The organism is Segniliparus rotundus DSM 44985 (genome assembly GCF_000092825.1).
GTDB classification, from domain to species: Bacteria; Actinomycetota; Actinomycetes; order Mycobacteriales; family Mycobacteriaceae; genus Segniliparus; species Segniliparus rotundus.
Genome location: NC_014168.1, coordinates 947,533 through 971,197, shown reverse-complemented (window position 1 = coordinate 971,197; position 23,665 = coordinate 947,533). Strand labels below are relative to the sequence as shown.

The following is a 23,665-nucleotide window of genomic DNA, read 5'->3' as shown; positions in this document are numbered from 1 at the left end:
CGAGTGAGAACGAGCGCCTTAAAACGAACGCCAACCGACATGCTCGGCGACGGAGCCGTCCGACAGCCGGACCTGTTCGCCGCCGGACTCGTCCAACGAGACCGTCCGGCCGATCGCCGTCCACCACCGCGGGACCGCGCCCTCGTCGGGAAAGACCGCCGCGAGGGCATGGTCCTCCCCGCCGGAAAGCAGCCACTTCGTCGGCGAAGCGCCAAGCTGCTCCGCCGCGACATCGAGCTGCCAGGGGCTGCGCAACGCGCCGACGTCGATCACCAGCCCGACGTTGGAAGCCTCTGCCACATGCCGGAGGTCGGCGACCAAGCCGTCCGAGACGTCGATCAACGCGGTCGCGCCCGCACGCGCGGCGACGACGCCCTCGCACAGCGGCGGACGCGGCGCCTGATGGCGTTCGACCAGCTCGATGAGCGCGCCAGCCCGCCGCGCCTCGTCCGCGGTCCCGGTCAGCTTCGCTTCAAGGGACTCGACCGTGAATCCTGCCTCGATGAGCGCTTGGCCTGCCGCCGAGCAACCCAGCTCGCCCGCGATGGCGACCACTTGGCCCGCTGCGGCTCCGCTCCTGGTGACCGGGACACGCCCATCCGTCACGCCGAGCACGGCGCCGCTGATGACAATGTGGTCGGCCTCCACCACGTCGCCGCCCGAGAGCGCGGCGCCCACGTCCCGCGCGCCTTCCCACAATCCCTCGAACAGCTCTTCCACCACGCGCGCCGGCGTGCTCTTCGGGCAGCCCAAACCGATCAGGAACGTCACCGGCCGGGCGCCCATCGCGGCGATGTCCGCGGCGTTCTGGGCGATCACTTTCCGCCCGACCATCCGAGGCGGCGACCAGTCCAAACGGAAGTGGCGCCCCTCGACCAGCATGTCGGTGGACGCCACGAGACGTTCGCCGCCGATGGCGAGCACCGCCGCGTCGTCCCCCGGCCCGAGCAGGACCGGGCTCGGCTGCGCACGGCCGTAGGCGACCCTGGCGATGAGTTCGAACTCGCCGATGTCGGCGACTGTCTGCTGCTTCGTCGCGTGCGATGGTTCAGTCATGGGTTGCGGTGCTCTGTGAGGGTGCGCTCAGCACTGTACCCTGGCTCGGTATGAGGCATGCTGCTCGCACCCGGCTGGTGATCGTCGCGGTGCTTCCGTTCCTGCTTGTGGCCGTGGTGCTCTTTTTGGCGAAACGGGTCCAGCGCGACGCGCCGGACAACGTCGTGCGGCTGGCCGACGTCCCTGCCCCGCAGGCGGGCTCGCCGGAATGCGGGAAACTCCTCGGCGAGCTGCCCCAGCGCCTCGGCCCGTTCACCCGGGCCGCGCTCGCCGACCCCGCGCCAGCGGGCGCGGCGGGCTGGCGCGGGGCCAAAGGCGAGCTGGTGGAGCTGCACTGCGGCGTCCCGCGCCCGGACGAGTTGCGCAGAGACGCCGTGTTCCAAGAGGTTTCCGCAGACCAGAGCCTGCCCGCGGTGAAGTGGCTGCGGGTCGGCGACGAAGCCGGTCGCGCCGAACAAACCTGGGTGGCGGTGGACCGCCCGGTCTACATCCGGCTCAGCTACGACCCCGGCGTCGGCACGACCGCCCCGGTGCAGGGAGTCTCCGAGGCCGTCGCCAAAGCCCTGCCCGCGCAAAACCCGGACTACGGGAACTAACGCAGGCCGCAGCCGCGCGAAAATGCCGTGTCGATGAGCGTGGACAACAGCGTGGGATAGTCGAGCCCCGCCCGCTCCCACATCTTCGGGTACAGCGACGAGGTGGTGAAACCCGGCAGGGTGTTGAGCTCGTTGACGACGGGGCGGCCGTCTTGCGTGAGGAAGAAATCCACCCGGGAGAGCCCCGAGCAGTCCATCACACGAAACGCCCGCACGGCCAAAGCCCGGATTTCGCTCGCCACTGACTCGTCCAACTTCGCGGGCACCTGCAACTGGGCGGTGTTGTTCAGATACTTCGTCTCGAAGTCGTACGTCTCGGGCACCACGATCTCGCCGAGCGCGCCCGCCGCCACGCGCCCATCGGGGAATTCGAGCACGGCGCACTCGATTTCGCGTCCGGCGATTCCCGCCTCCACGAGCACCTTCGGGTCGTATTTCCGGGCAGTGGCGAGAGCGTGGGGCAGATCTTCCCAGCGGTCGACCTTGACCACGCCGAGGGAGGACCCGCCTCGGGCGGGCTTCACGAACACCGGCAGCGAAAGCCGCTCCCCGAGGGCCGCTGCGTCCGCGTCGTCGCCGGGGCGCAGGACCGCGTACGGCCCGACGGGCAGACCGCCCTCGCGGAGCAACGCCTTCATATGCGCCTTGTCCATGCAGGCCGCGCTCGCGAAAACCCCGCACCCCGCATACGGCAGGTTGGCCAGCTCGAAGAGCCCCTGGACGGTGCCGTCCTCGCCATAGGGGCCGTGCAGCACGGGGAACACCACGTCCACCTGAGCGGCGAGCTCGCCGCCGACGAAGCGCAGCTCCCCCGCCCCGGCGCGCCCGACGGCGAGCGCCACCCTGGGGGCTGTCCGGTCCACTTGGGGCAACCCCCCGGCTTTGTCGCCGAGTTCTTCGGGAGACCGCCTGTCGAGCACCCAGTCGCCTTCTTTGGTGATGCCGACCGGAACCGCCGTATAGCGGCTGGGGTCCAGCTGCGCCAAGACGGACGCGGCGGACAAGCACGAGATCTCATGCTCGCCGCTGACGCCCCCGAACAGGACCAGCACCGAAATTTTCCGTGTCATTCCGCGCCGATCTTCCTGCCCATGAGGTTCTCGACCGCTTCGCGCACCGGCATCCCGTCGTGGCACACTTGGAAAACCGCCTCGGTGATCGGCATTTCCACCCCGTGGTCGATGGCCAGCTCCCGCACCGCGCCGCAGCACGCGAAACCCTCCACCACGCCGTGCGGGCCGTCTCCCGCCCCGCGCGCCCCCTCGCCAAGGCCGAGCCGCACGCCGAACGCGCGGTTGCGGGACAACGGGGAGGTGCAGGTGGCCACGAGGTCGCCCACCCCGGCCAGGCCGGAGAAGGTCGCGGCTTTCGCGCCCATGGCCACGCCCAACCGGGTGATCTCCGCGAGGCCCCTCGTGATGAGCACGGCGAGGGTGTTCTGCCCGTAACCGGAACCGGACGCGATGCCGCACGCGAGGGCGATGACGTTTTTGACCACGCCCGCGAGCTCGACGCCCACCACATCGTCATTGGTGTACACCCGGAAGCCGGGCGCCGCGCACAGCTCTTGCATGGCGGCGGCGGACTCCTCGTGCGAGCAGGCGACCACGGCGCCGGAAGGCTGGCCCGCCGCGACCTCCAGGGCGAGGTTCGGCCCGGAAAGAACCCCTATCTCGCTCACGGGCTTGCCGAGCACTTGCTGGACGACTTCGGTCATGCGCAGCTTCGTGCCCCGCTCCAAACCCTTGGCGAGGGAAAGCAGCAGGGCGCCGGGTTTGACCGCCCCGCCCCACGCCTGCAAGTTCGACCGCAGGCTCTGCGCCGGGGTGGCGAGCAGCACAATGTCCGCGCTTTTGACGGCAGCAGCCGCGTCCGCCGTCGCGGCGATTCCTTCGGGGAGGCGCCGGCCGGGCAAATACTCCGCGTTCTCGCGATTCCGGTTGATCGACTCGGCGAGCTCCGCGCGCCGCGACCAGAGCAGGACGTCGTGCTCCAGTTCGGCGATCACTTTCGCCATCGCGGTGCCCCAGGCTCCCGCGCCCATCACCGCGATCTTCGCCGTCACAACGGCACCTCCTCGCACTGCATCTGCTCAGAGTAATCGACCGCGGCTGCCGTGACGCGGCGGGGAAGAAGACTGCCGGGGCCGCCCGGCGCGGAATTCGGCGCCACGGGCCGCGCGCATGTCCCTAGAATGGTTTTCGTGTCCAGACCAGCGGCCCCGCACGCGGTGGTCCTCATCGCGGTCAAACCCTTGCGGGAAGCGAAAACCCGGCTCGCCCCAGCGCTGCGCGCCGAGCAGCGCGCCCAATTGACCCTCGCCATGCTCACCGACGTCCTCGAAGCCGCCCGAGGAGCGGCGTGGACTCGGGCTGTCGCCGTCATCACCGCCGATCCCCAGGCGGGGGCGCTCGCGCGGGCATACGGCGCGGTCGTGCTCGACGAGCCGGAGCCAGAGAGCGCTTGGGCCGCTCCCACCAGCGGCGCTCGCGCGGGCAGGGCTGGCGGGGGGCTCAACGCGGCGCTGCGGGCTGGGGACGCCTGGGCTCGCGAGCAGTTCCCCACCGCGCTGCGGGCCGCTTTGCACGGCGACCTGCCGGCGCTTCGCCCCGGGGAGCTGCAGGAGGCGCTGCGCGCGGCGCGGGGGCGCGGGCGGTCCTATGTCGCCGACCATGCCGGGCTGGGGACCACCGCCCTGATCGCCGCCGATCCGGCGGAGCAGCTCGCCCCTGTTTTCGGCCCCGGTTCCGCCGCCCGGCACGAAGCTTCGGGAGCCACCGCCATCACGGAACCGCTGCCGGGCCTGCGCCACGACGTGGACGTGCCCGACGACTTGCGCATGACGGGCGAACTCGGCCTGGGCCTCGCCACGAAGGCCCTCCTCGCCGGAGTCGGGCTCGTCTGAGATGATGATGCCGTGACAGAGACGCGCCTGCCCGAGGATCGCTATTTGAACCGCGAGCTGAGCTGGCTGGACTTCAACGCCCGTGTGCTCGCCCTGGCCGAGGACGCTTCGCTGCCCTTGCTCGAACGCGTGCAGTTCCTCGCTATTTTCGCCTCCAACCTCGACGAGTTCTACATGGTCCGAGTGGCCGGGCTCAAGCGCAGACATCAAACCGGCCTCTCGGTGCGCTCCGCCGACGGCCTCTCGCCCAAGGCCCAGCTCGAACTCATCGCGGCGCGGACCCAAGAGCTCGCCATCCGCCACGCCCGCGTGTTCCTCGATGTGATAACGCCAGCGCTCGCGGAGAACTCGGTTCGGATCGTGGCCTGGTCTGATCTTTCCGCCACAGACCAGGGCCGGCTTTCGGCCTATTTCCGCGAGCAGGTCTTCCCCGTGCTCACACCGCTCGCCGTGGACCCCGCGCACCCGTTCCCCTACATCAGCGGGCTCTCGCTCAACCTCGCCGCGACCATCCACGACGAAACGGGCGGCGGGCAGCACTTCGTGCGCATCAAAGTCCCCGACAACGTCGACCGCTTCGTGACCGTCAAAAGCTCCTTGGACGACATCGTGCTCCTGCCGATGGAGGAGCTGATCTCCGCGCATCTGACGGAGCTGTTCGAAGGCATGCGCATCGTGGAGCACCATGTGTTCCGAGTGACTCGCAACGCCGACTTCGAGGTGGAGGAGGACCGGGACGAGGACTTGCTCCAAGCCCTTGAGCGCGAGCTCGCGAGGCGGCGGTTCGGCTCCCCGGTGCGCCTCGAGGTCTCCAACACGATGAGCGAGCACATGCTCGAACTGCTGTTGCGCGAGCTCGACGTCGATCCGCACGAGGTCGTGCAGGTGCCAGGACTGATCGACCTGTCCTGCCTGTGGCAGATCTACGGACTCGACCGCCCAGGGCTCAAAGACAAGGCGTTCGTGCCCCTCACCCATCCGGCGTTCGCCGAGCGGGAGACCCCCAAGAGCGTCTTCTCGACGCTGCGCGAAGGAGATGTGCTGGTCCACCACCCCTACATGTCCTTCTCCACGAGCGTGCAGCGGTTCATCGAGCAGGCCGCCGCCGACCCGCAGGTGCTCGCGATCAAACAAACCCTTTACCGCACCTCTGGCGACTCGCCGATCGTGAACTCGCTCATCGACGCGGCAGCGGCGGGCAAGCAGGTCGTCGCGCTCGTGGAGATCAAGGCCCGCTTCGACGAGCAGGCCAACATCAAATGGGCCCGCGCGCTCGAACACGCCGGGGTGCACGTCGTCTACGGGTTGATCGGCCTGAAGACCCACTGCAAAACCTGCCTCGTGGTGCGCCGGGAGGGCAGCCACATCCGGCGGTACTGCCATATCGGCACCGGGAACTACAATCCGAAGACCGCCCGCATCTACGAGGACCTCGGCCTTTTGACCGCCTCGGAAGAGGTCGGGGCCGATCTGACCGACCTGTTCAACTCGCTGACCGGCTACGGGCGCCGGTCCAGCTACCGAAGGCTGCTGGTGGCGCCGCAAGGGATCCGCTCCGGCATCCTGGAACGGGTGCAGGCCGAAATCGAGCATCGCCGTTCGGGCTGGGACGCCCGGATCCGGGTGAAGGTGAACTCGCTCGTGGACGAGCAGATCATCGACTCCCTGTACCGCGCCTCGCAGGCGGGCGTGCCGGTCGAAGTCGTGGTGCGCGGCATCTGCGCCCTCAAACCAGGGGTCCCGGGCTTTTCGGAGAACATCACGGTGCGCTCCATCCTCGGCAAATTCCTCGAGCACTCGCGCACCTTCCACTTCAAAGCCGCGAACCAGTACTGGATCGGCAGCGCCGACATGATGCACCGCAACCTCGACCGACGCGTCGAAGTGCTCGTGCAAGTCAAAGACCCCAAGCTCACCGCGCAGATCGATTGGATGTTCGACAGCGCGGCGGACCCCGCGACCCGGTGCTGGGAGTTGGACGAGGAGGGCCTGTGGCACGCGAAGCCGACAGAGGAGGCGATCGCGGCGGGAACCGAGAAACGAGACCACCAACGCTCCCTCATCGAGCACTACCGAGAGTTGACGGTCTAGCATGTCTGACGTGTCATCAAGACAGGAGATCCGCGCGGCGGGCGGTGTGCTGTGGCGCCGTGAAGAGGGCGAGGCCGAGCCTCGTGTCGCTCTGATCCACAGGCCCCACTACGACGACTGGACCCTCCCGAAAGGAAAAGTCGACCCGGGCGAGATCCCCCCGGTCGCGGCGGTTCGGGAAATCGCCGAGGAAACCGGGGCCCGAGCGGAGCTCGGCCCGTTCCTCGGCACTGTCCACTACCCCGCAAAAGGCTCCTCGAAACGAGTGGACTATTGGTCGGCGTGGGCGGCGTCCGCGCCCGAGTTCGTGCCCAACGACGAAGTCGACTTGCTGGAGTGGGTCTCGGTCGACGAGGCGAATGACCGGCTCAGCCACGATTTGGACCGCGACGTGCTCGCCGCGTTCCGCGCCACCCGGCTCGACGTCGACACGCTGATCGTCGTGCGGCACGCGAGCGCCGGCGTGCGCGACAACGACGACCCCGCGGCAGACGCCCGGCGCCCCTTGGACGAGCTCGGTCTCGCCCAAGCCGAGGGGCTGGCCCATTTGGGCGGCGCGTTCGGCGTGTCCAGGCTGCACGCCGCCGACAAGCTCCGCTGCCGTCAGACCCTGGCGGCGCTCGCCCAATTGCTCGAAGTGGAGACGGTCTCCGAGCCCTCGCTCACCGAAGAGCCTTACGCGGAAAACCCGAGGGCGGCGCTGGACCGTTTGCGCGAACTCGCCCAGACCGGCCACACGACCATGGTCTGCAGCCAAGGCGGCGTGGTGCCGCGGCTCGTGGCCGAATGGTGCGGCAAAGCCGAGCTCTCGACTCAGATCGACGTGGTGAAAGCCTCCGCGTGGGTGCTCTCGGTCGGGAGGACGCCGAACGGTCCGCGGCCTCTCGCTGCTCAGTTCATCGCAAGCCCTTTGGCCGATGAGAGCTGGGACGGAGACATCCCCCACTTCGCCTTGTGAGCAGCGCGATGCACGCGACGCAATGGAACCGCACGCGCGGCGCGCTCGGTGTGTGCTGCGCGGCGCTGCTCGCCGCCTCGGTGGTTCCGAGCGCGAGCGGCGAGCCGAGCGGCTTCACGAAGCGCACCTTGCATTTCGCCGTCGTCATCGGCCCCGAACGTGATGTGGACTGCGACATCGTCGGCGACCTGTACCTTCCGAGCGACGCCGGGCCGCAGCACCGGGTGCCCGCGATTGCCGCCACCCACGGCTTCGGCGGGTCGAAGGAGGACCAGCGCGACCTCGGGGAGTTCATGACCGGCAGGGATTACGCCGTGCTCGCTTTCTCCTCCCTTGGTTTCGGCGGCTCCACATGCCGCATCAGCATGGACACGCCCGCCTATGACGGCGTGGCGGTCAGCCAGCTCATCAGCTTCCTCGGCGGCGCCGACAAGATCGCGTTCGAGGACGCGGAGCACACCCGGCCCGCCCCCGTGCTCGACGCCATTCAACTCGACGCCATGGATCACACCGGCCGCTCCTCCGCGCACGATCCCCGCGTCGGGATGATCGGAGCCTCCTATGGCGGCGGCGTGCAGTTCGCGACCGCTTCCGTCGATCCCAGGCTCGACACCATCGTGCCCATGATCACATGGAACGATTCGCTGTACTCGCTGGCCCCGAACAACGCGGACCTGCCGGTCGGCGTGGACGAGCGCACGCCGGGGCCGAGCAAATACCTGCTCGCGCAGGACCTACTCACCAACGCCGCGAAGGACCCTGACAAGGCCCCGCCGCCGGCGAGCTGGAGCGACCGCAACTGCCCCCGGTTTTATCCCGCCGCCTGCCAAGTCATCTTGCACTGGTACATCACCGGCGCTCCGAGCGAGGCGGACGTCGAATCCGTCCGGTACGGCTCCGTGGTCACCTACGCCGACAAGATCCGCATCCCCACGCTGCTGACCCAGGGCCAACAGGACACTGTCTTCCTCCTGAACGAGGCCGGCGCGACCTATCAGGCGCTCGCGGCGGACGGCACGGAGGTCAAAATGCTCTGGCACCGCTGGGGCCATGACTCCTCGAACGTCGTCCCCGGCGAACTGCAGTGGGCGCATCCCGATTGGGAGCAACGCTACCAAGTCGACGCCACCCTGCGCTGGTTCGACCACCACCTGAAAGGGACCGGGGAGGAGGACCTGGCCGCGTTCAGCTACTTCCGCGACTGGATCCCCGAGGGATCGGCGACCTCGCCTTGGGCGACGAGCGACCGCTACCCGGTCGCCGCAACGGCCTCGTACTGCCTCAGCGGCGACGAAGCCCTCGTCCCCGACAAGACCGCGGCAGCAACCTCGGTTCCACCGGGCGCCGCCCCGCCGGGCAAGGCGCAGTCAAAAACCGCGCAGTTGCGCACCGGCCCCGGGGACGAGTCGCTCGCCTGGTCCACCGAGCCGCTCGCCGCGCCCCTCACCGTGGTCGGGGTCCCCACCGTGCGCATCCCGGTCTCCGCGGACTCGACCGCGACGGTCTTTCTGCATCTGGCGGATGTCGACCCATCGGGCAACGAGGAGTCGATCTACCGGCAAGTCGCCCCGGCGAAGATCTCCGGATCTGGCATTGTGACTTTCACGTTGCCAGGGATTGTGCACCAGTTCCCCGCCGGGCACCGGCTCCGGCTTGTCGTCACAGGTTCGTCCGCAGAGTTCCGGGGCGACGCATTGCCCGTCCTGACAGAGTTCGAATCGGGCGAGCGCAGCGTGCTGACCTTGCCCGTCGTTCCTTAGGAGGAATGTGCACAACGCCCACAGCCTGCGCGCCTTCATCAAAACCTTCCTCATCGGAGCCGCTCCCGCTGTCCTGGTGTATTACGCGTTGCGCGGGTTCGGCTTCGTCCAATACCTCGCGTTGGTCGGCGCGATCGTGGTCTCGCTGGCACAAACTCTTTTCAGCCTGCTGCGCTCGCGCAAGCCCGACCCTGTCGCAGCAGGTGTGCTCCTGCTTGCCGCATGTGCTTTGACCGTGGCGCTCACCACGAAAAATCCTCGGGCGACCCAAATGGCCGACACCGCGCCTGGCGTCCTGTTCGCGACCGCGTTCCTCATCAGCAGCGCGATCCGAAGACCGCTCACCAAAATGGCGGCGAGCATGGTGTCCCCGAGCCTCGCCGCCGAAGCCTTGCCCGAACGCGGCTGGGCCGCCCAGGACACGCGCGACTGGACTGCGATGCATATGCGGTTGAGCGCTTTCTGCGGTGTGTTCGGGTTCTGCCAGACAGCTTTCGCGCTGACCATGATCTTCACCTGCGAGGTGGACGTCTCGCAGGCGGTGATCGCCGTTGTCGGGACCGCGACGACGATCCTCCTTCTTGTCCACGCCGTCCAACGCGTCCGCGCCTTCGTCAAAGAGCGCGACCAACGGGCCGCGGCCATGTGAGCCGCCGGGCCGCACGCGCCCCTGGTCAACCCGGACAAGGCTGATGATAGGGTCAACGGCGCGGACCGGCCAGACGAGAAGCGCCTGGGGGTCGCCTCGTGAAAGGTTGCTCCCATGCGACACGCGTTCCTCGTCCTCACAGCTTCCTTGGGCCTCGCCGTCGGCGGACTGGGCGCAGGAGCGGCGCGCGCCGATCCCGACCCGGACTGCGCCCTGCTCTGCGGCAAGGCCCCGTCCTCCGACGACCTCACGTTCATCGGGCAATGCTCGAACACGATGGTCTTCGGCGGGCACCACAGCGAAGAGGAGTGCGCGCCGTACAAAGAGGCGATGTCCAAATACTGCGCGCGGGTGCACGCGCACATGGATTTGTGCGACTGGGCCAGGGACTAAGCCGAACGGCCAGGGCCGTGCTCCAGGGCGGCGTCGAGCACCGAGCCGAACGCCCCGACGAACGCGCCCGCCTGGGCTGCCGAGAGCACAAGCGGCGGGGCGAGACGCACGACGTCGGCTCCGGTCGCGCCGACCAAGAACCCGGCTTCTCGCGCCGCGGCTTCGACTGCGGCGGCTTTGGGCTCGGCGAGACGAACACCGAGCAAGAGCCCAGCGCCTCGGACCTCTTCGACCAGCGGATGCCCGCTTGCGGCGAGCTTCTCTTTGCACTCTTCGCCCAATGCCCGCGCGTGCTGGGCGAGGCCGTCTTGCTCAATGACGTCGAGCACCGCGAGCGCCGCAGCGGCGCACACCGGGTTCCCGCCGAACGTGCTGCCGTGCTGGCCGGGTTCGAGCAGGCCCGAGGCGCGGCCGGTCGCGATGGTCGCGCCGATCGGCAGGCCGCCGCCGAGCCCTTTCGCGAGAGTGACCACGTCCGCCGCGCACCCCTCCTGCTCGTGGGCGAAGAACGTCCCGGTGCGGCCCATGCCCGTCTGCACCTCGTCCAGGATCAAAAGCGCCCCGGCCTTCGCGGTGATCTCCCGCGCGGCGGCGAGGTAACCCGCAGGGGGCACGACGACGCCGTTCTCCCCCTGGATCGGTTCGAGGAACACAGCGGCGGTGTCCGGGCCGACAGCCGCTTCGAGCGCGGCGGCGTCGCCGTACGGCACATGCCGCACACCAGGGGTCATCGGCATGAACGGCTGCTGTTTCGGCGGTTGCCCGGTGAGGGCGAGGGCGCCCATGGTGCGCCCGTGGAAACCGCCGCATGCCGCGATGATCTCGCCGCGCCCGGTGCGGCGGGCGATTTTGAAGGCCGCCTCGTTCGCCTCCGCGCCGGAGTTGGAGAAAAAAACTTTCGCATCGTCGCCGCCGGGCAGGAGGGCCGCCAGCCGCGTCGCGAGCTCCACGATGTTCGGCGACATGTACAGGTTGGAAACATGCCCGAGCGTCGCGACCTGCTTCGTCACCGCCGCCACGACGGCAGGGTGCGCGTGGCCGAGGACGTTCACCGCGATCCCCCCCAAAAAGTCGAGGTACTGTTTGCCGTCCGCGTCCCAGACGTGGACGCCTTCGCCCCGCACCAGGGCGAGCGCAGGCTGGCCGTAGTTGTTCATCAGCCGCGCGGCCCAACCGGCCCGCAGATCCTCGTTCATGTTCTTTCTCCGGCGCTCGGCGCTGTTGTGTCAGTGATCATGGTGCCCACACCGGTGGGGGTGAAAAGTTCCACGAGCGTGGCGTGCGGGACCCGCCCGTCAATGATCGACGCGGCGCGCACGCCGGAGCCCACCGCGCGCACGCATGCTTCCAGTTTCGGGATCATGCCGCCCGCGAGGCTCGGCAAGAGGGCTTTCGCGTCGGCGAGAGAGATTTCGCTGACGAATGAGTCCTGTTCCGGCCACCGGGTGTACAGGCCCGCGACGTCGGAGAGGACGATCAACCGGTCCGCCTTGAGCGCGCCCGCGAGCGCGCCCGCGGCGATGTCGGCGTTCACGTTGTGCACCACGCCGGTTGCGTCAGGGGCGAGAGAGGCGACCACCGGGATGCGCCGCGACGCCGTGAGCTCGTCGATCCAGCCGGCGTCCACCGCCTCGATGTCGCCGACGAGGCCGATGTCGACTTCGAGGCCGTCGACTCTCGCGGTTTTGCGCGAGGCGGTGAACAGGCGCGCGTCCTCGCCCGAGGTGCCCACCGCGTACGGGCCGTGCGCGTTGATCGCGCCGACCAGCTCCCGGCCCACCTGGCCCAGAAGGACCATGCGCACCACTTCGAGCACTTCGGGGGTGGTCACCCGCAAGCCCGCCTTGAACTCGCCCTCGATGCCGAGCTTCGCGAGCTGTTCGTTGATCTGGGGGCCGCCGCCGTGCACCACCACCGGCCGCACGCCGCACGCCCGCAGCAGCACCATGTCCTCGGCGAATGTGGTGGCCAGCGCGGGGTCCACCATCGCGTTGCCGCCGAATTTGACGACCACGGTTTTGCCGGACAGCTTCTCGATCCACGGCAGGGCCTGGGCGAGCACTTCCGCCTGTTGCAGCGCTGTCGTGCTCATGTCGAGTACGCCGAGTTGATCTCCACGTACGCGTGGGAGAGGTCGGTGGTGTGGACCCAGCCTGTGCCGTCGCCGAGGCCGAGGCCGATCTCGACGGCGATGTCCGGGCCGGACAAGTCCACTTCCCGGGCGCCGGGGACAGCCGCCCCGTTGGCGCAGACTTGGTGCCCGTTGAACGTCACCGAGATGCGGTCCGGCTCGAGTTCGACCGGCGCGCAGCCGAGAGCCGCCAACACGCGTCCCCAGTTCGGGTCCGAGCCGAAGAGCGCGGTCTTCACCAGGCTGTCGCGCGCCACCGTCCGGGCGGCGGCGACGGCCTCGTCCTCGCTGACGGCTCCGCTCACCCGGATGACAACCCGCTTGGTGACGCCCTCGGCGTCTGCTTGCATCTGGGCGGACAGGCTCTGACAGGCCGCGAGCGCCGCCGCGTCCAGCTCTTCTTGGCTGGGCGCGGCGCCGCTCGCGCCGTTGGCCAAGAAGAGCACCGTGTCGTTGGTGGAGCTCACGCCGTCGATGTCGAGCCGGTCGAAGGTCAGCGCCGTCGCACGGCGCAACGCCGCGTCGAGCTGCTCCGTGCTCGCCACCGCGTCGGTGGCGAGCACGACGAGCATCGTCGCGAGCGACGGGGCCATCATGCCGACTCCCTTGCCCGTGCCGCCGAGGGACCAGCCGCCCGGCTGCGCGGTGAAAACCGTCTTCGCCTTTGTGTCTGTGGTCATGATCGCGCTGGCGAAAGACTCCGGGTCGTTTTCTCCGGCCGCGGCCTTGCCGGTGAGCACGTCCACGCCCGCGAGCACGTTGTCGATGGGCAGCCGCTCTCCGATGAGCCCGGTGGAGCCCAGCGCGACCTGCGCCGCGCCGATATCGCCCACCTGTTTCGCGAGCAGCCCCGCGGCCACCGCTTCCGCGCTCCGGTGCGCGTCGGCGAAACCGTCCGGGCCGGTGCAGGCGTTCGCGTTGCCCGCGTTGATCAGCACCGCGCGCACCTGCCCGCCGCGCACCACTTGCCGAGTCCACAGCACCGGCGCGGCCTTGACTTTGTTGCGGGTGAACACACCCGCCGCGTCGCATCGAGGACCAGAGTTCACCAGGAGCGCGAGGTCTCGGTTCCCGGAAGGTTTGATGCCGGCGGGGACGCCGGCGGCGAAGAACCCCTGCGGGGTCCAGCGCGCCGGTGGGGTCTGTGCAGATGTGGGCATTGTCTGATCGTGCTCCTCGTGCCTCGTCGTGCTCATGGCGCTGATCCAACCACAGGCAGTCCTTCCGTCTCGGCCCAGCCGAGAGCGAGGTTCATCGATTGCACCGCTGCGCCCGCAGTGCCTTTCACGAGGTTGTCGATGGCGCAGACCGCGACAAGTTTGCCCGCGGCCTCGTCCAGCCCGACGCCGAGCGCCGCGATGTTCGTGCCGAGCACCGCCGCGGTCGACGGCCACGCGCCGGGCGCGAGCAACCGGACGAAGGGCTCGTGGGCGTAGGCCTTCTCGTACACCGCGCGGATCTCGTCAGCGCTCGAGCGCGTCGCAGCCGTGCAGGTGGCGACGATGCCCCGCGACGTCGGGGCGAGCACCGGCGTGAAAGAGACCGCCACGCGCCCGCGCGAACGGGCAGAGAGCTCCTGCGTGATTTCCGCGGTGTGCCGGTGCGCGCCCGCCACGCTGTACGGGGTGAGCGCGCCGAGCACCTCGCCCGCGAGCAAATTCGGCTTGGGCACTCGGCCTGCCCCGGAGACGCCGGACACGGCGACGACGGCGATGTCCGGCTCCACGAGGCCCGCCTCGACCGAGGGGGCGAGGGCGAGCAGAGAGGCCGTCGGGTAGCACCCCGGCACAGCGACCCGCCGCGCGCCGCGCAGCCGGTCCCGCCCGCCGGAGAGCTCCGCAAGCCCGTACGGCCAACTGCCCGCGTGCTTGCCGCCGTAGTACTTCGTCCAGGCCGCCGTGTCCGTGAGCCGGAAGTCGGCGCCGCAATCGACGACCAACGCCGTCTCGGGCAGGTTCTCGGCAAGCTCGGCGGAGGCTCCGTGCGGCAACGCGAGGAAGACGACGTCGTGTTCGGCGAGGACTTCGTGCGTGGTCGCCGAGAGCTCCCGCTGCGCGATGGGCCACAGGTGCGGATGGTGCGCGCCGAGCGCGCTTCCGGCGTTCGCCCCGGCAGTCACCGCGCCGATCGACAACCGCCCGTCGGCGAACGCGGGGTGGCCGAGGAGCAAACGCAAGATTTCACCGCCCGCGTAGCCGCTCGCGCCCGCAACGGCAACCGTGACTCTCGTGGACATGCGAGTAATCATACGTCTTTCCGAATTATTATACAAAGCTATGCGTGGGTGTGCCTCTCATCACAAGCAATGTGCCGGGTATTCCCCAGGAGGATATGTCAATCTAAAAGCAACATGAAACGATCATCCGAGGGGAATACGCCGAACCCGAAACGGCGCTCCTGGCTGTCGCGCGCCTGCGCGGCGACGGGCGCCGGCGCCGCCGCGCTCGCCGGACAAGGCGTCCTCGTCCCGCCCGCGACCTCGGACCCCGACACCCGGTCCGTGGTCGACTGCCCGATCCTCGGCTCAGAGCTCGACTGCGACCTGCAGCGGCGTGTTGTCCAGGCCAATGCGCTCGTGGCAGCGCAAGCCCCTGGGGCGGGCTACGTCCTGCGCGACCGCGCGACCGGCGGCGTGTACCGCAACCCGCACGCGGGCGACTCGGTCTACGCCGCCTCCACGATCAAACTCGCGATGGCCGTGGACCTGTTCACCCGCGACCGCGCGGGACTGGTGACGCTGAGCGCCGCGGACCGCTCGCTCATCCAAAACATGCTGCACTCCTCGGACGACGGCGCGGCCGACACGCTCTGGATGAAATACTGGGGCGAGGACCATATGGCGTTCCTGAACGACTTCCCCAATTACGGGATGACAGACCTGCGCTCCCAAGGGGGCTACGACGGCATCGACGTCTACTGGGGCGCCATGTCCTGCTCGCCGAACGACCTCGACCGGCTCATGCAGTTCGTGCTCGAAAAAATGGACCCCGCCGACACCGCCTACATTGTCAACGAGATGCAGAACGTCGACCCGAACCAACAATGGGGCGTGTGGGGGGCCGGGCCGTCCGCCCATCCGGGCGATAAGAACGGCTGGTCCGGCATCGGCGGCTGGGTGCTGCACTCCGTCGGCTTCGCGGGCCTCGGCCAACGCTACATCCTCGCGATCATGAACCCTTCCGCCCCGAGTTTCGAAGACGGCACCGCCACGGACACACGCGTCGCGCAGATCCTCTTGGCGGACCGCGAATGAAGGGCTTGGCGCATCTGCTCCGGGTCTGCGCGGCGGCCGGGATCTGCGCAGCGCTCGCCGCGCCCCTCGCCCGGGCGGACCCAGACGGCGGCGAGGCCGGCGCGCAGGTCGCATGCTCGTCCTCGGGCGACAGCGCCGTCGCGGACCTCGACTGCGATCTGCAGAGCCGGGTCGCGAAGGCGAACGCCTACATCGCGACCCGGCCCGGCGTCGTCGGCTATGTGCTGCGCGACCGCAAAACCGGCGCCACCTACCACAACCCCCACGCGAGCGAGCTGGTCTTCACCGCTTCAACGATCAAGTTGCTGATCGCGGCCGACCTCTTGGTGCGCCAACGCGCCGGACAGCTCGCCCTGAGCGGCGCCGACCAGGACCTGATGCACAAGATGCTCAACTACTCGGACAACGAGGCCGCCAACGCGCTCTGGGACAAATACAACGGCCCCGGCGGGACGACCCTGTTGCGCGTCTTCCAGTCTTACGGCTTCATCGACGAGATCAAACAAAACGCCCCGTCAGCCTCCAGCATGTACTGGGGCAACCACAAGGCCACCGCCGACGACCTCGGTCGGCTCATGCTGTTCATCCTCGAAAAGATGGACCCCGCGGACAGGGCCTATCTGCTGGGCGAGATGCGCGGCGTCGCCGAAAACCAGCGATGGGGCGTGTGGGGGGCCGGGGCCGACATGGCGCCTGGAGATAAAAACGGGTGGTCCGAAGAACCCAGCGGCTGGGTGGCCAACTCGGTCGGCTTCGCAGGCCCGAACGAGCGCTACATGCTCGCCATCATGAACAATCTCGCGGGCGCTGGCGGCCAAGCCGAGGGCTGGGCCACAGACACCCAGGTGGGGAGCATCCTGCTCGCAGGACGAGGCGACGACATCGGGTAGGGTGACCCCATGTGTCTTGATCGTGGAACACTCGCTTCGGGGAAGCTCGCCGCAGCTCTGGCAGGGTTCGCGTTGATCGCGGGCGCCGCCGGATGCGGCGGCGGCCCCCCGCCCGCCGCCAACACGCCGCAAACAAGCGCCGCCGCGCCCGCGCCGACCCCTTCGCGGGCCCCGGCCCCGTCGTCGACCGCCCCGAGCGCAACCACCAGCGCGTCGGCGAGCGAAGAAGACGACGGCGACGAGCCGGACTCCAGCACCACGACGAGTTCGACTTCCTCCTCCCCGGCAGAGACCACCACGACGGAAAGCACGTCTGAACAGTCCTCCGGGTCCAGCCAACCCGCGGACATCACCTGCTCCACGTTCAACGCGCTGGGCGTCGGCAGCCAACGGGACACCCTTGCCCGGATCGCCAAGGCCAACCCTGGCAGCGGCTTGGAGAAATATCCCGAGGCTTACGTGAACGACGTGCGCGCCACCTGCTCCCAGCAGGGCTGGGAGAACAAGAAAGTGCTCGACGTGTTGGCGCTGGACGGCACCAAGTACACAGCCCAGTGAGCATTGCTCAGCGAGACCTGCTCAGGAATCGCTGAGCGAGCACTGCAACGGCCCGCCGTCCTGGGGGTCGCCGTCCTCGCGCGAGCGGACCTCGCCGTCCACCGAGATCTCGCAGGCGTAGTTGCCGTCGCCTTGCTCAGACTCGGGGCGCGTCAGAGACAGCCGGAGCTGGCTCGCGAGTTCTGCTTCGCCGCCCTGGACCTGGAACACGAGATTCCACGGCAAAGGCACCAGCTTGTCGTGGATCTCGATGTTCGGGGTCCGGTAGGAAACGTTGGCGAGAGTCCCCGGACCAGGGCCGAACGGGATGAACGTGGTCTGCGGCCCGAAAACGCGGTAGACGATCTTGTGGAACTGCGGCTCGGCGCCAGCCGGCGGAGCGGCCGCTGAGGACAATCCGGCGGCAAGGGCGGCCAGAGCGGCAGTGCTTCTCGTGAAGAAATTTCGCATGGCGCAATCATATCCTGTTGGCCCAGCACAGCGGCGCCCGCTCTCAGCCGGGCCCGCGAGGGCGGCTTCCAGCCCGGAGGCGCCTCGGCGGGGCTGCGCCGGCGCACAGTTCACGAAGCCTTCGTGCCAGCGTGCTGCGCCGTGCGCTTTTCCGCCCAGGAGCCGATCTTGGCGACGAGATCCTCCAAGACGACACCGGCTTCTTCCAACACCTGCGCCCGCGTGCCGTGGCTGTAGAACCGCTGCGGCAAAGCGATGTCGCGGCACGGCACGTCCACATCGCGGGCGCGGAGCGTCTGGGAAAGCGTCGAACCGACGCCGCCGCGCTCGCCGCAATCCTCCAAGGTCACCACTAAGGCGTGCTCGGCCGCGAGCGAGAGCACGGATTCGGGCAGCGGCAGCACCCAACGCGGGTCCACCACGGTGACCCCGAAGCCCTTCTCCCGCAATGCTTTGGCGATCTGGAGGGAGAGCTGCGCGAAGGCTCCGACCGAGACGAGCAGGACGTCGAGCCTGCTGGTGAGCGAGGCGCTCGCGCCGTGGTGCCCGGCCCGGTCCTCGTCCAAAACGTCCGCGCCGTCGTCGAGCCTGCGCAACGCGGGGATGTCCGACGGGACTTGCCCCTTCGGGAACCGCAACGCGGTCGGGCCGTCCGTCACGTCTATCGCCTCGGCGAACTCCTCGCGAAGCCGCTCGCCGTCCCGAGGAGCGGCGACCCGAAGCCCGGGGACGACGGAGAGGATCGAAAGGTCCCACATGCCGTTGTGGCTCGCCCCGTCGTCACCGGTGACCCCCGCCCGGTCGAGCACCAAAGTCACGGGCAACTTGAGCAGCGCCACATCCATAAGCAGCTGGTCGAACGCGCGGTTCAGAAATGTCGAGTAAACCGCGACCACGGGGTGCAGCCCGCCGAGCGCGAGGCCTGCCGCGGAAGTGACCGCGTGCTGTTCGGCGATGCCGACATCGAACATCCGGTCCGGGAAGCGCTCGCCGAACGCTTTCAAGCCAGTCGGGCCCGGCATCGCGGCAGTGATCGCGACCAGATCCTCGCGGCGCTCTCCGTGCGCGACAAGCTCCTGGGAGAACACGCTGGTCCAGCCGGGCTTCGACGGGCTGAGCGCGTGCCCGGCAACCGGGTCGATGGCGCCGATGGCGTGCATCTGGTCGTCCTCGTCGGCTTCGGCGGGGCCGAAGCCCTTGCCCTTCTGCGTCAGCGCGTGCACGATCACCGGGCCGCCGAAGCGCTTGGCCCGGCGCAGCGCGTCTTCGAGCGCGGGCTCGTCGTGCCCGTCGATCGGTCCGAGATATTTGATCCCGAGATCCGAGAAAAGCGGCTGCGGGCTCACCGCGTCCTTCACGCCGGTCTTCACCGCGTGGATGAACCGGTACGCCGTTTTTCCCACGAGCGGCACGCGCCGCAGGGCTTCTCGGCCGCCGCGCAGGATCTCTTCGTACTCCGGCTGCAACCGCAGCGCGGACAGCCGCTGCGCGAGGCCGCCGATGGTCGGCGAGTACGAGCGCCCGTTGTCGTTCACCACGATCACCACCGGCCTGTTGGCCGAGGCGATGTTGTTGAGCGCTTCCCAGCACATCCCGCCGGTGAGCGCGCCGTCGCCGACGACCACGACGACCGACCGGACCGGCCCAGGCCCGTCGGCGGAGGCACGGAGCTCGAAAGCCTTCGCGAGGCCGTCGGCGTAGGAGAGCGAGGCGGAGGCGTGCGAGGACTCCGTCCAATCGTGCTCGCTCTCGGCGCGGTCCGGGTATCCGGAGAGGCCGCCGCGCTTGCGGAGCTGGTCGAAACCCTCGGCGCGTCCCGTGAGCAACTTGTGCACGTAGCTCTGATGGCCAGTGTCGAAAACAATGGCGTCACGGGGCGAGTCGAACACCCGGTGCAGCGCGACGGTGAGCTCCACGACCCCCAGGTTCGGTCCGAGATGCCCACCGTTCGCGCAGACTTTTTCGATGAGGAACTCACGGATCTCGCCGATCAGCTGTTGCACCTCTTCTGGCGCAAGCCGCTGCACGTCGCTCGGGGCTGTTATCGAGCTCAACATCCGCTTAGTCTACGCCACCGGCCTTCCGCCAGGCCCTTCCGTCAAGCCTCTGCGCAGCGCGCCAGGGGCGAGCCCCAACCCGTCGTCGAGTTTGCGCCGCTCGGACGAACGCAGCTGCCACGGCACCGACGTGACCATGACTCCCGGTTCGAAGAGCAACGCCCCTTTCAGGCGCAGCGCGCTCTGGTTGTGCAAGATCTGCTCCCACCAGTGGCCGACCACGTACTCCGGGATGAAGACGATCACCACGTCCCTCGGCGCGTCCCGGCGCAGCCGGCGCACGTAGTCCAGCACTGGCCTGGTCACCTCGCGGTAGGGGGACGCGATCACCTTCAGCGGGACGTCGATGCCGCTGTCCTCCCACTCCTCCACGAGGACGTGGGTGTCCTTGTCGTCCACGTTGACGGTGATCGCCTCCAACGTGTCCGGCCGAGTCGCCTTCGCGTAGGCGAGGGCGCGCATCGTCGGCAGATGGACTTTGGAGACCAGCACCAGGGAGTGGCTGCGGCTCGGCAGGACCTTGTTCAACTCCTGCGCGGCAAGCTCTGCCTTGACCGAGTCGTAGTGCTTGCGGATCAACCGCATCACCGCGAAGATGACCGACATCGCGAGGATCGCGATCCACGCGCCAGCGAAGAATTTCGTGACCAGCACCACGACGAGCACGAAGCCGGTCATCACGAGCCCAGTCGCGTTGATGAGCCGGGAGCGCACCATCTTCCGCCGCGCGCCCTGGTCGGACTCGGTCTTCAGCAGCCTGGTCCAATGCCGGATCATCCCGGTCTGGCTGAACGTGAAGGAGACAAAGACGCCGACGATGTAGAGCTGGATGAGCGCGGTCACCTCGGCGTCGAAGGCCACAACGAACGCCGTGGCGGCGACCGCCAAGAAGCCGATGCCGTTGGAGAAGGCCAGCCGATCGCCCCGGGTGTGGAATTGTCTCGGCAGATAACTGTGCTGGGCGAGCACAGAACCGAGCACCGGAAAACCGTTGAACGCCGTGTTCGCGGCGAGGGCCAAGATGAGCGCGGTCACCACGGCGACGAAATAGAAGCCCGCGGGGAAGCCCGCGAACACCGCTTGCGCGAGCTGCGCGATCACCGTCTTCTGCTGGTAATGGGCCGGCGCTCCGACAAGCTGTGTGTCCGAGGCCGCGTAATGCACGCCTATTTTGATCGACAGGACCAAGATGCCGAGGAAAAGCACCACCGCGATCGAACCGAGCAAGAGCAGTGTGGTCGCCGCGTTTTTCGACTTCGGCTTGCGGAAAGCGGGCACGCCGTTGCTGATCGCCTCGACGCCGGTCAACGCCGCGCAGCCAGAGGAGAAAGCCCTGGCGATGAGGAACACGAACGCCGCCTGGGAAAGCTGGCTGTGCTCGGCCACAAGCTCGAAGCCCGCCGACTCGGCCCGAACCGGACTGCCCGTCGCCAATTTCGCGAAACCCCAGGTGAGCATCACCAAGATAGCGCCGATGAACGCGTATGTCGGAATCGCGAACGCCGCGCCGGACTCGCGCACCCCGCGCAGGTTCATAGCCGTGAGCAGCACAATGATCGCGACCGACACCAAGACTCGGTTCTGGTCGATGAACGGCACCGCCGAGCCGATGTTCTCCACAGCGGAGGAGATGGACACGGCCACGGTGAGGACATAGTCGACCATGAGCGCGCTGGCGACGACGAGGCCAGGGGTGTCGCCCAAGTTCGTCGTGACCACTTCGAAGTCGCCGCCGCCAGACGGGTAGGCGTGCACGTTCTGCCGGTAACTCGCCACCACGACAGCGAGGACGAACGCCACCGCCAGCCCGATCCACGGCGCATGGGCGTACACGCCCATGCCAGCGGTGGACAGCACCAAGAACACTTCCTGCGGGGCGTACGCGACGGAGGACATCGCGTCGGAGGCGAACACCGCGAGCGCGATGCGCTTGGGGAGCAAGGTGTGGCTGAGCTTGTCGCTGCGGAAAGGCCGCCCCAGCACCAATCGCTTCATGGCTCCTGAAAGCGTCGCCGTCACCGCCAAAACCGGGCCTCCTCAGGCTCATCTGCGGATGGGCTTCTCACGCAGCCCATCGCCTGTAGGAATAGTAAGGTAGCCTCCTGGGCGTGCGTGTAGTAGTCATGGGCTGCGGACGAGTCGGAGCCGCGCTCGCCCTCGCCCTCGTCAAACTGGGCCATGAAGTCGCAGTGATCGACCGCGACGCGACCGCCTTCCATCGCCTCGGGGCGAATTTTCCAGGCCAATGCGTCCTCGGCCAAGGCTTCGACCGGGACGTCCTGCTGCGCTCGGGGGTCAAGAACGCGGACGCCTTCGCGGCTGTCTCTTCCGGCGACAACTCGAACATCATCTCCGCGCGAGTCTGCAAGGAGATCTTCGACGTGCCGAAAGTGGTGGCGAGGATTTACGACTACAAGCGCGCGCAGGTCTACGAGCGGCTCGGCATCCCGACGGTGACCACGGTCCCGTGGGCGACCGAGCGTTTCCTGTTCGCGCTCACCGAGGAAAGCGAGATCACCACCTGGCGCGACCCGTCCGGCGGCGTCGAAGTGACGGCGCTCCCCCGGAACGAGGCGTGGGCGGGGAAGGCGGTGAAACGCTTCGAGGAGGCCACCGGGACCAGAGTGGTGTTCCTGCACCGTTTCGGCGAGGCGGTCCTCCCGTCCGGGAAAAGCATTCTGCAAGCCGAGGACGTGGTGTACGTCGCGGTGAAGGTGGGCGATCTGCCGAAGGCCTTCACTGTCGCCTTGGGCGAACCAAAGGAGGACGACCAGTGAGGGTCGCGATAGCGGGCGCGGGCGCGGTCGGCCGCTCGATCGCCCGAGAACTGATCCAGCACGAGCTCGAAGTCATGCTCATCGAGCGTGACCCAGACCACATCGACCAGGAGTCCGTGCCGCAGGCGGGCTGGATGCAGGCGGACGCGTGCGAGCTCAAACACCTGGAAGCCGCCGGGTTGGAGAATTATTCCGTGGTGGTCGCCGCGACCGGGGACGACAAAGCCAACCTGGTCATCAGCCTGCTCGCGAAGACCGAGTTCGCCGTGCCGCGCGTGATCGCCAGGGTGAACGACCCGCGCAACGAATGGTTGTTCAACGACTCTTGGGGCGTGGACGTGGCCGTCTCAACGCCGAGAATGCTCGCCGCGCTGGTGGACGAAGCCGTGTCCGTCGGGGACTTGGTCCGTCTGATGACCTTCCGCCAGGGCAAGGCGAACCTCGTGGAGCTGACGCTGCCGCGGCAGACGCCATGGACGGGCAAGGCAGTCCGCCAACTCACGCTGCCGAGGGACACGGCGCTGGTGGCGATCCTGCGCGGGGAGCGAGTCATCGTGCCGTTGGCGGAGGACCCCCTGGAAGGCGGCGACGAACTCGTGTTCATCGCGCTGCCCGAAGTCGAGAGCGCATTGCGGGAAATCCTCGAATCGCAGGAAACCACACGAGACTGAGGCCGCCCTGGCCGTGACGCGAGCCGGGAACGGTGCCTGCGCACCGCAGAGCGGAACGGATCAGGACTCTTCGAGCAGCTCGTAATAAGGGTTGTACATGACCTTGCTGCCGTCTTCCTTGAGGCCGAGGCGGCCCTTGACGGAGATCGAACGCCCGACCTCGAGACCAGGGATGCGCGTGCGCCCGATCCAGACCAAGGAAACAGTGTCCGTGCCGTCGAACAGCTCGGCGTGGACGCCGACGTTCAAGCTCTTCGGGCAAGTCGAGACGCTGCGCAACTCGCCGACGAGAACCACGATCTCGCCGGGACCGCATTCACACGCCCGAGCTGCCCCGAGCGCCCGCGCCTCTTCCCGGATCTCTTCGTCGTCCAACTCGCTCGGGTCAGCGGTGAGCTTGCGGGCCAGTTGCTTGAAGTACTGCGTCGCGCTTGGCACACGGACAGGTTAGACCTCTTTTCCACCCGCCG

23 protein-coding genes are annotated in these 23,665 nt (G+C 68.3%); 12 read left to right on the top strand and 11 right to left on the bottom strand.

Annotation, left to right across the window (positions count from 1 at the left end; translation table 11 throughout):
• Positions 1 to 18: 18 nt before the first annotated feature.
• A complete protein-coding gene (locus tag SROT_RS04990) occupies positions 19 to 1,056 on the bottom strand; it encodes a thiamine-phosphate kinase (protein WP_013137921.1) in 1,038 nt (345 codons plus the stop codon).
• 50 nt (positions 1,057 to 1,106) lie between these two features.
• On the opposite strand from SROT_RS04990, the gene SROT_RS04985 reads away from it, so the two are divergent.
• Positions 1,107 to 1,652, top strand: coding sequence for a DUF3515 domain-containing protein (locus SROT_RS04985; RefSeq protein WP_013137920.1), 546 nt, complete (start codon positions 1,107 to 1,109; stop codon positions 1,650 to 1,652).
• Here the strand turns inward: SROT_RS04985 and SROT_RS04980 are convergent.
• Positions 1,649 to 2,722, bottom strand: coding sequence for a D-alanine--D-alanine ligase family protein (locus SROT_RS04980; RefSeq protein WP_013137919.1), 1,074 nt, complete (start codon positions 2,720 to 2,722; stop codon positions 1,649 to 1,651). The two genes, SROT_RS04985 and SROT_RS04980, sit on opposite strands and share 4 nt — an antisense overlap.
• Positions 2,719 to 3,696, bottom strand: coding sequence for an NAD(P)H-dependent glycerol-3-phosphate dehydrogenase (locus SROT_RS04975; RefSeq protein WP_041407682.1), 978 nt, complete (start codon positions 3,694 to 3,696; stop codon positions 2,719 to 2,721). Before SROT_RS04975 ends, SROT_RS04980 begins: the two co-directional genes overlap by 4 nt.
• Before the next feature lie 150 nt (positions 3,697 to 3,846).
• On the opposite strand from SROT_RS04975, the gene cofC reads away from it, so the two are divergent.
• From cofC to SROT_RS04945, 6 genes are all read left to right on the top strand, one after another.
• Positions 3,847 to 4,557 carry a 2-phospho-L-lactate guanylyltransferase gene (gene cofC, locus SROT_RS04970; RefSeq protein WP_013137917.1) on the top strand — a complete coding sequence of 237 codons (711 nt, stop codon included), beginning with the start codon at positions 3,847 to 3,849 and terminating at the stop codon, positions 4,555 to 4,557.
• A gap of 12 nt (positions 4,558 to 4,569) precedes the next feature.
• Positions 4,570 to 6,648: an RNA degradosome polyphosphate kinase gene (locus SROT_RS04965; protein WP_013137916.1), complete on the top strand. Its 2,079-nt coding sequence runs from the start codon at positions 4,570 to 4,572 to the stop codon at positions 6,646 to 6,648.
• Between the two features lies 1 nt (position 6,649).
• Positions 6,650 to 7,606, top strand: coding sequence for an NUDIX hydrolase (locus SROT_RS04960; protein WP_013137915.1), 957 nt, complete (start codon positions 6,650 to 6,652; stop codon positions 7,604 to 7,606).
• On the top strand, positions 7,603 to 9,366 hold the full coding sequence (locus SROT_RS04955; protein ID WP_049773282.1) for a CocE/NonD family hydrolase: 1,764 nt from the start codon (positions 7,603 to 7,605) through the stop codon (positions 9,364 to 9,366). The genes SROT_RS04960 and SROT_RS04955 overlap by 4 nt, the downstream gene beginning before the upstream one ends.
• A gap of 7 nt (positions 9,367 to 9,373) precedes the next feature.
• Positions 9,374 to 10,015, top strand: coding sequence for a VC0807 family protein (locus SROT_RS04950; RefSeq protein WP_013137913.1), 642 nt, complete (start codon positions 9,374 to 9,376; stop codon positions 10,013 to 10,015).
• A 114-nt stretch (positions 10,016 to 10,129) separates the two neighbouring features.
• Positions 10,130 to 10,408 (top strand): hypothetical protein, encoded by a 279-nt coding sequence (locus SROT_RS04945; RefSeq protein ID WP_013137912.1) that lies wholly within the window; start codon positions 10,130 to 10,132, stop codon positions 10,406 to 10,408.
• On the opposite strand, the gene SROT_RS04940 is transcribed toward SROT_RS04945, so the two are convergent.
• From SROT_RS04940 to argC, 4 genes are read right to left on the bottom strand one after another with little or no spacing between them, the layout of a single operon-like run.
• Positions 10,405 to 11,604 (bottom strand): acetylornithine transaminase, encoded by a 1,200-nt coding sequence (locus SROT_RS04940; RefSeq protein ID WP_013137911.1) that lies wholly within the window; start codon positions 11,602 to 11,604, stop codon positions 10,405 to 10,407. The genes SROT_RS04945 and SROT_RS04940 overlap by 4 nt on opposite strands.
• Positions 11,601 to 12,500 carry an acetylglutamate kinase gene (argB, locus tag SROT_RS04935; RefSeq protein WP_013137910.1) on the bottom strand — a complete coding sequence of 300 codons (900 nt, stop codon included), beginning with the start codon at positions 12,498 to 12,500 and terminating at the stop codon, positions 11,601 to 11,603. The genes SROT_RS04940 and argB overlap by 4 nt, the downstream gene beginning before the upstream one ends.
• Positions 12,497 to 13,699 (bottom strand): bifunctional glutamate N-acetyltransferase/amino-acid acetyltransferase ArgJ, encoded by a 1,203-nt coding sequence (gene argJ, locus SROT_RS04930; protein ID WP_013137909.1) that lies wholly within the window; start codon positions 13,697 to 13,699, stop codon positions 12,497 to 12,499. Before argJ ends, argB begins: the two co-directional genes overlap by 4 nt.
• 32 nt (positions 13,700 to 13,731) lie before the next feature.
• The gene (gene argC, locus SROT_RS04925; protein WP_041406956.1) at positions 13,732 to 14,775 is read right to left on the bottom strand and encodes an N-acetyl-gamma-glutamyl-phosphate reductase; all 1,044 of its coding nucleotides are present in this window, start codon (positions 14,773 to 14,775) and stop codon (positions 13,732 to 13,734) included.
• Positions 14,776 to 14,889: 114 nt separating this feature from the next.
• On the opposite strand from argC, the gene SROT_RS04920 reads away from it, so the two are divergent.
• Genes SROT_RS04920 through SROT_RS04910 form a run of 3 tightly spaced genes read left to right on the top strand, consistent with a single transcriptional unit; the run spans position 14,890 to position 17,240 of the window.
• Positions 14,890 to 15,792, top strand: a complete 903-nt coding sequence (locus tag SROT_RS04920) for a serine hydrolase family protein (RefSeq protein WP_013137907.1) — start codon at positions 14,890 to 14,892, stop codon at positions 15,790 to 15,792.
• Entirely contained in the window at positions 15,789 to 16,682 is an 894-nt protein-coding gene (locus tag SROT_RS04915; RefSeq protein ID WP_013137906.1) for a serine hydrolase, read from the top strand. Before SROT_RS04920 ends, SROT_RS04915 begins: the two co-directional genes overlap by 4 nt.
• A gap of 9 nt (positions 16,683 to 16,691) precedes the next feature.
• The gene (locus SROT_RS04910; RefSeq protein ID WP_013137905.1) at positions 16,692 to 17,240 is read left to right on the top strand and encodes a hypothetical protein; all 549 of its coding nucleotides are present in this window, start codon (positions 16,692 to 16,694) and stop codon (positions 17,238 to 17,240) included.
• Positions 17,241 to 17,261: 21 nt separating this feature from the next.
• Here SROT_RS04910 and SROT_RS04905 read toward each other — a convergent pair whose 3' ends face one another.
• The 3 genes from SROT_RS04905 to SROT_RS04895 all read right to left on the bottom strand — a co-directional run bounded on the left by SROT_RS04905 (position 17,262) and on the right by SROT_RS04895 (position 21,742).
• A complete protein-coding gene (locus tag SROT_RS04905) occupies positions 17,262 to 17,690 on the bottom strand; it encodes an MmpS family transport accessory protein (RefSeq protein WP_013137904.1) in 429 nt (142 codons plus the stop codon).
• Positions 17,691 to 17,800: 110 nt separating this feature from the next.
• Positions 17,801 to 19,747, bottom strand: a complete 1,947-nt coding sequence (gene dxs, locus SROT_RS04900; protein WP_013137903.1) for a 1-deoxy-D-xylulose-5-phosphate synthase — start codon at positions 19,745 to 19,747, stop codon at positions 17,801 to 17,803.
• A gap of 9 nt (positions 19,748 to 19,756) precedes the next feature.
• A complete protein-coding gene (locus SROT_RS04895) occupies positions 19,757 to 21,742 on the bottom strand; it encodes an APC family permease (RefSeq protein WP_041407679.1) in 1,986 nt (661 codons plus the stop codon).
• Positions 21,743 to 21,855: 113 nt separating this feature from the next.
• Between SROT_RS04895 and SROT_RS04890 the strand changes: the two genes are divergently transcribed.
• Both SROT_RS04890 and SROT_RS04885 read left to right on the top strand, forming a co-directional pair.
• Positions 21,856 to 22,524 carry a potassium channel family protein gene (locus tag SROT_RS04890; protein WP_083777831.1) on the top strand — a complete coding sequence of 223 codons (669 nt, stop codon included), beginning with the start codon at positions 21,856 to 21,858 and terminating at the stop codon, positions 22,522 to 22,524.
• On the top strand, positions 22,521 to 23,195 hold the full coding sequence (locus SROT_RS04885; protein ID WP_013137900.1) for a potassium channel family protein: 675 nt from the start codon (positions 22,521 to 22,523) through the stop codon (positions 23,193 to 23,195). Before SROT_RS04890 ends, SROT_RS04885 begins: the two co-directional genes overlap by 4 nt.
• Positions 23,196 to 23,255: 60 nt before the next feature.
• Here SROT_RS04885 and SROT_RS04880 read toward each other — a convergent pair whose 3' ends face one another.
• Positions 23,256 to 23,633 (bottom strand): OB-fold nucleic acid binding domain-containing protein, encoded by a 378-nt coding sequence (locus tag SROT_RS04880; protein WP_013137899.1) that lies wholly within the window; start codon positions 23,631 to 23,633, stop codon positions 23,256 to 23,258.
• Between the last annotated feature and the right edge of the window lie 32 nt (positions 23,634 to 23,665).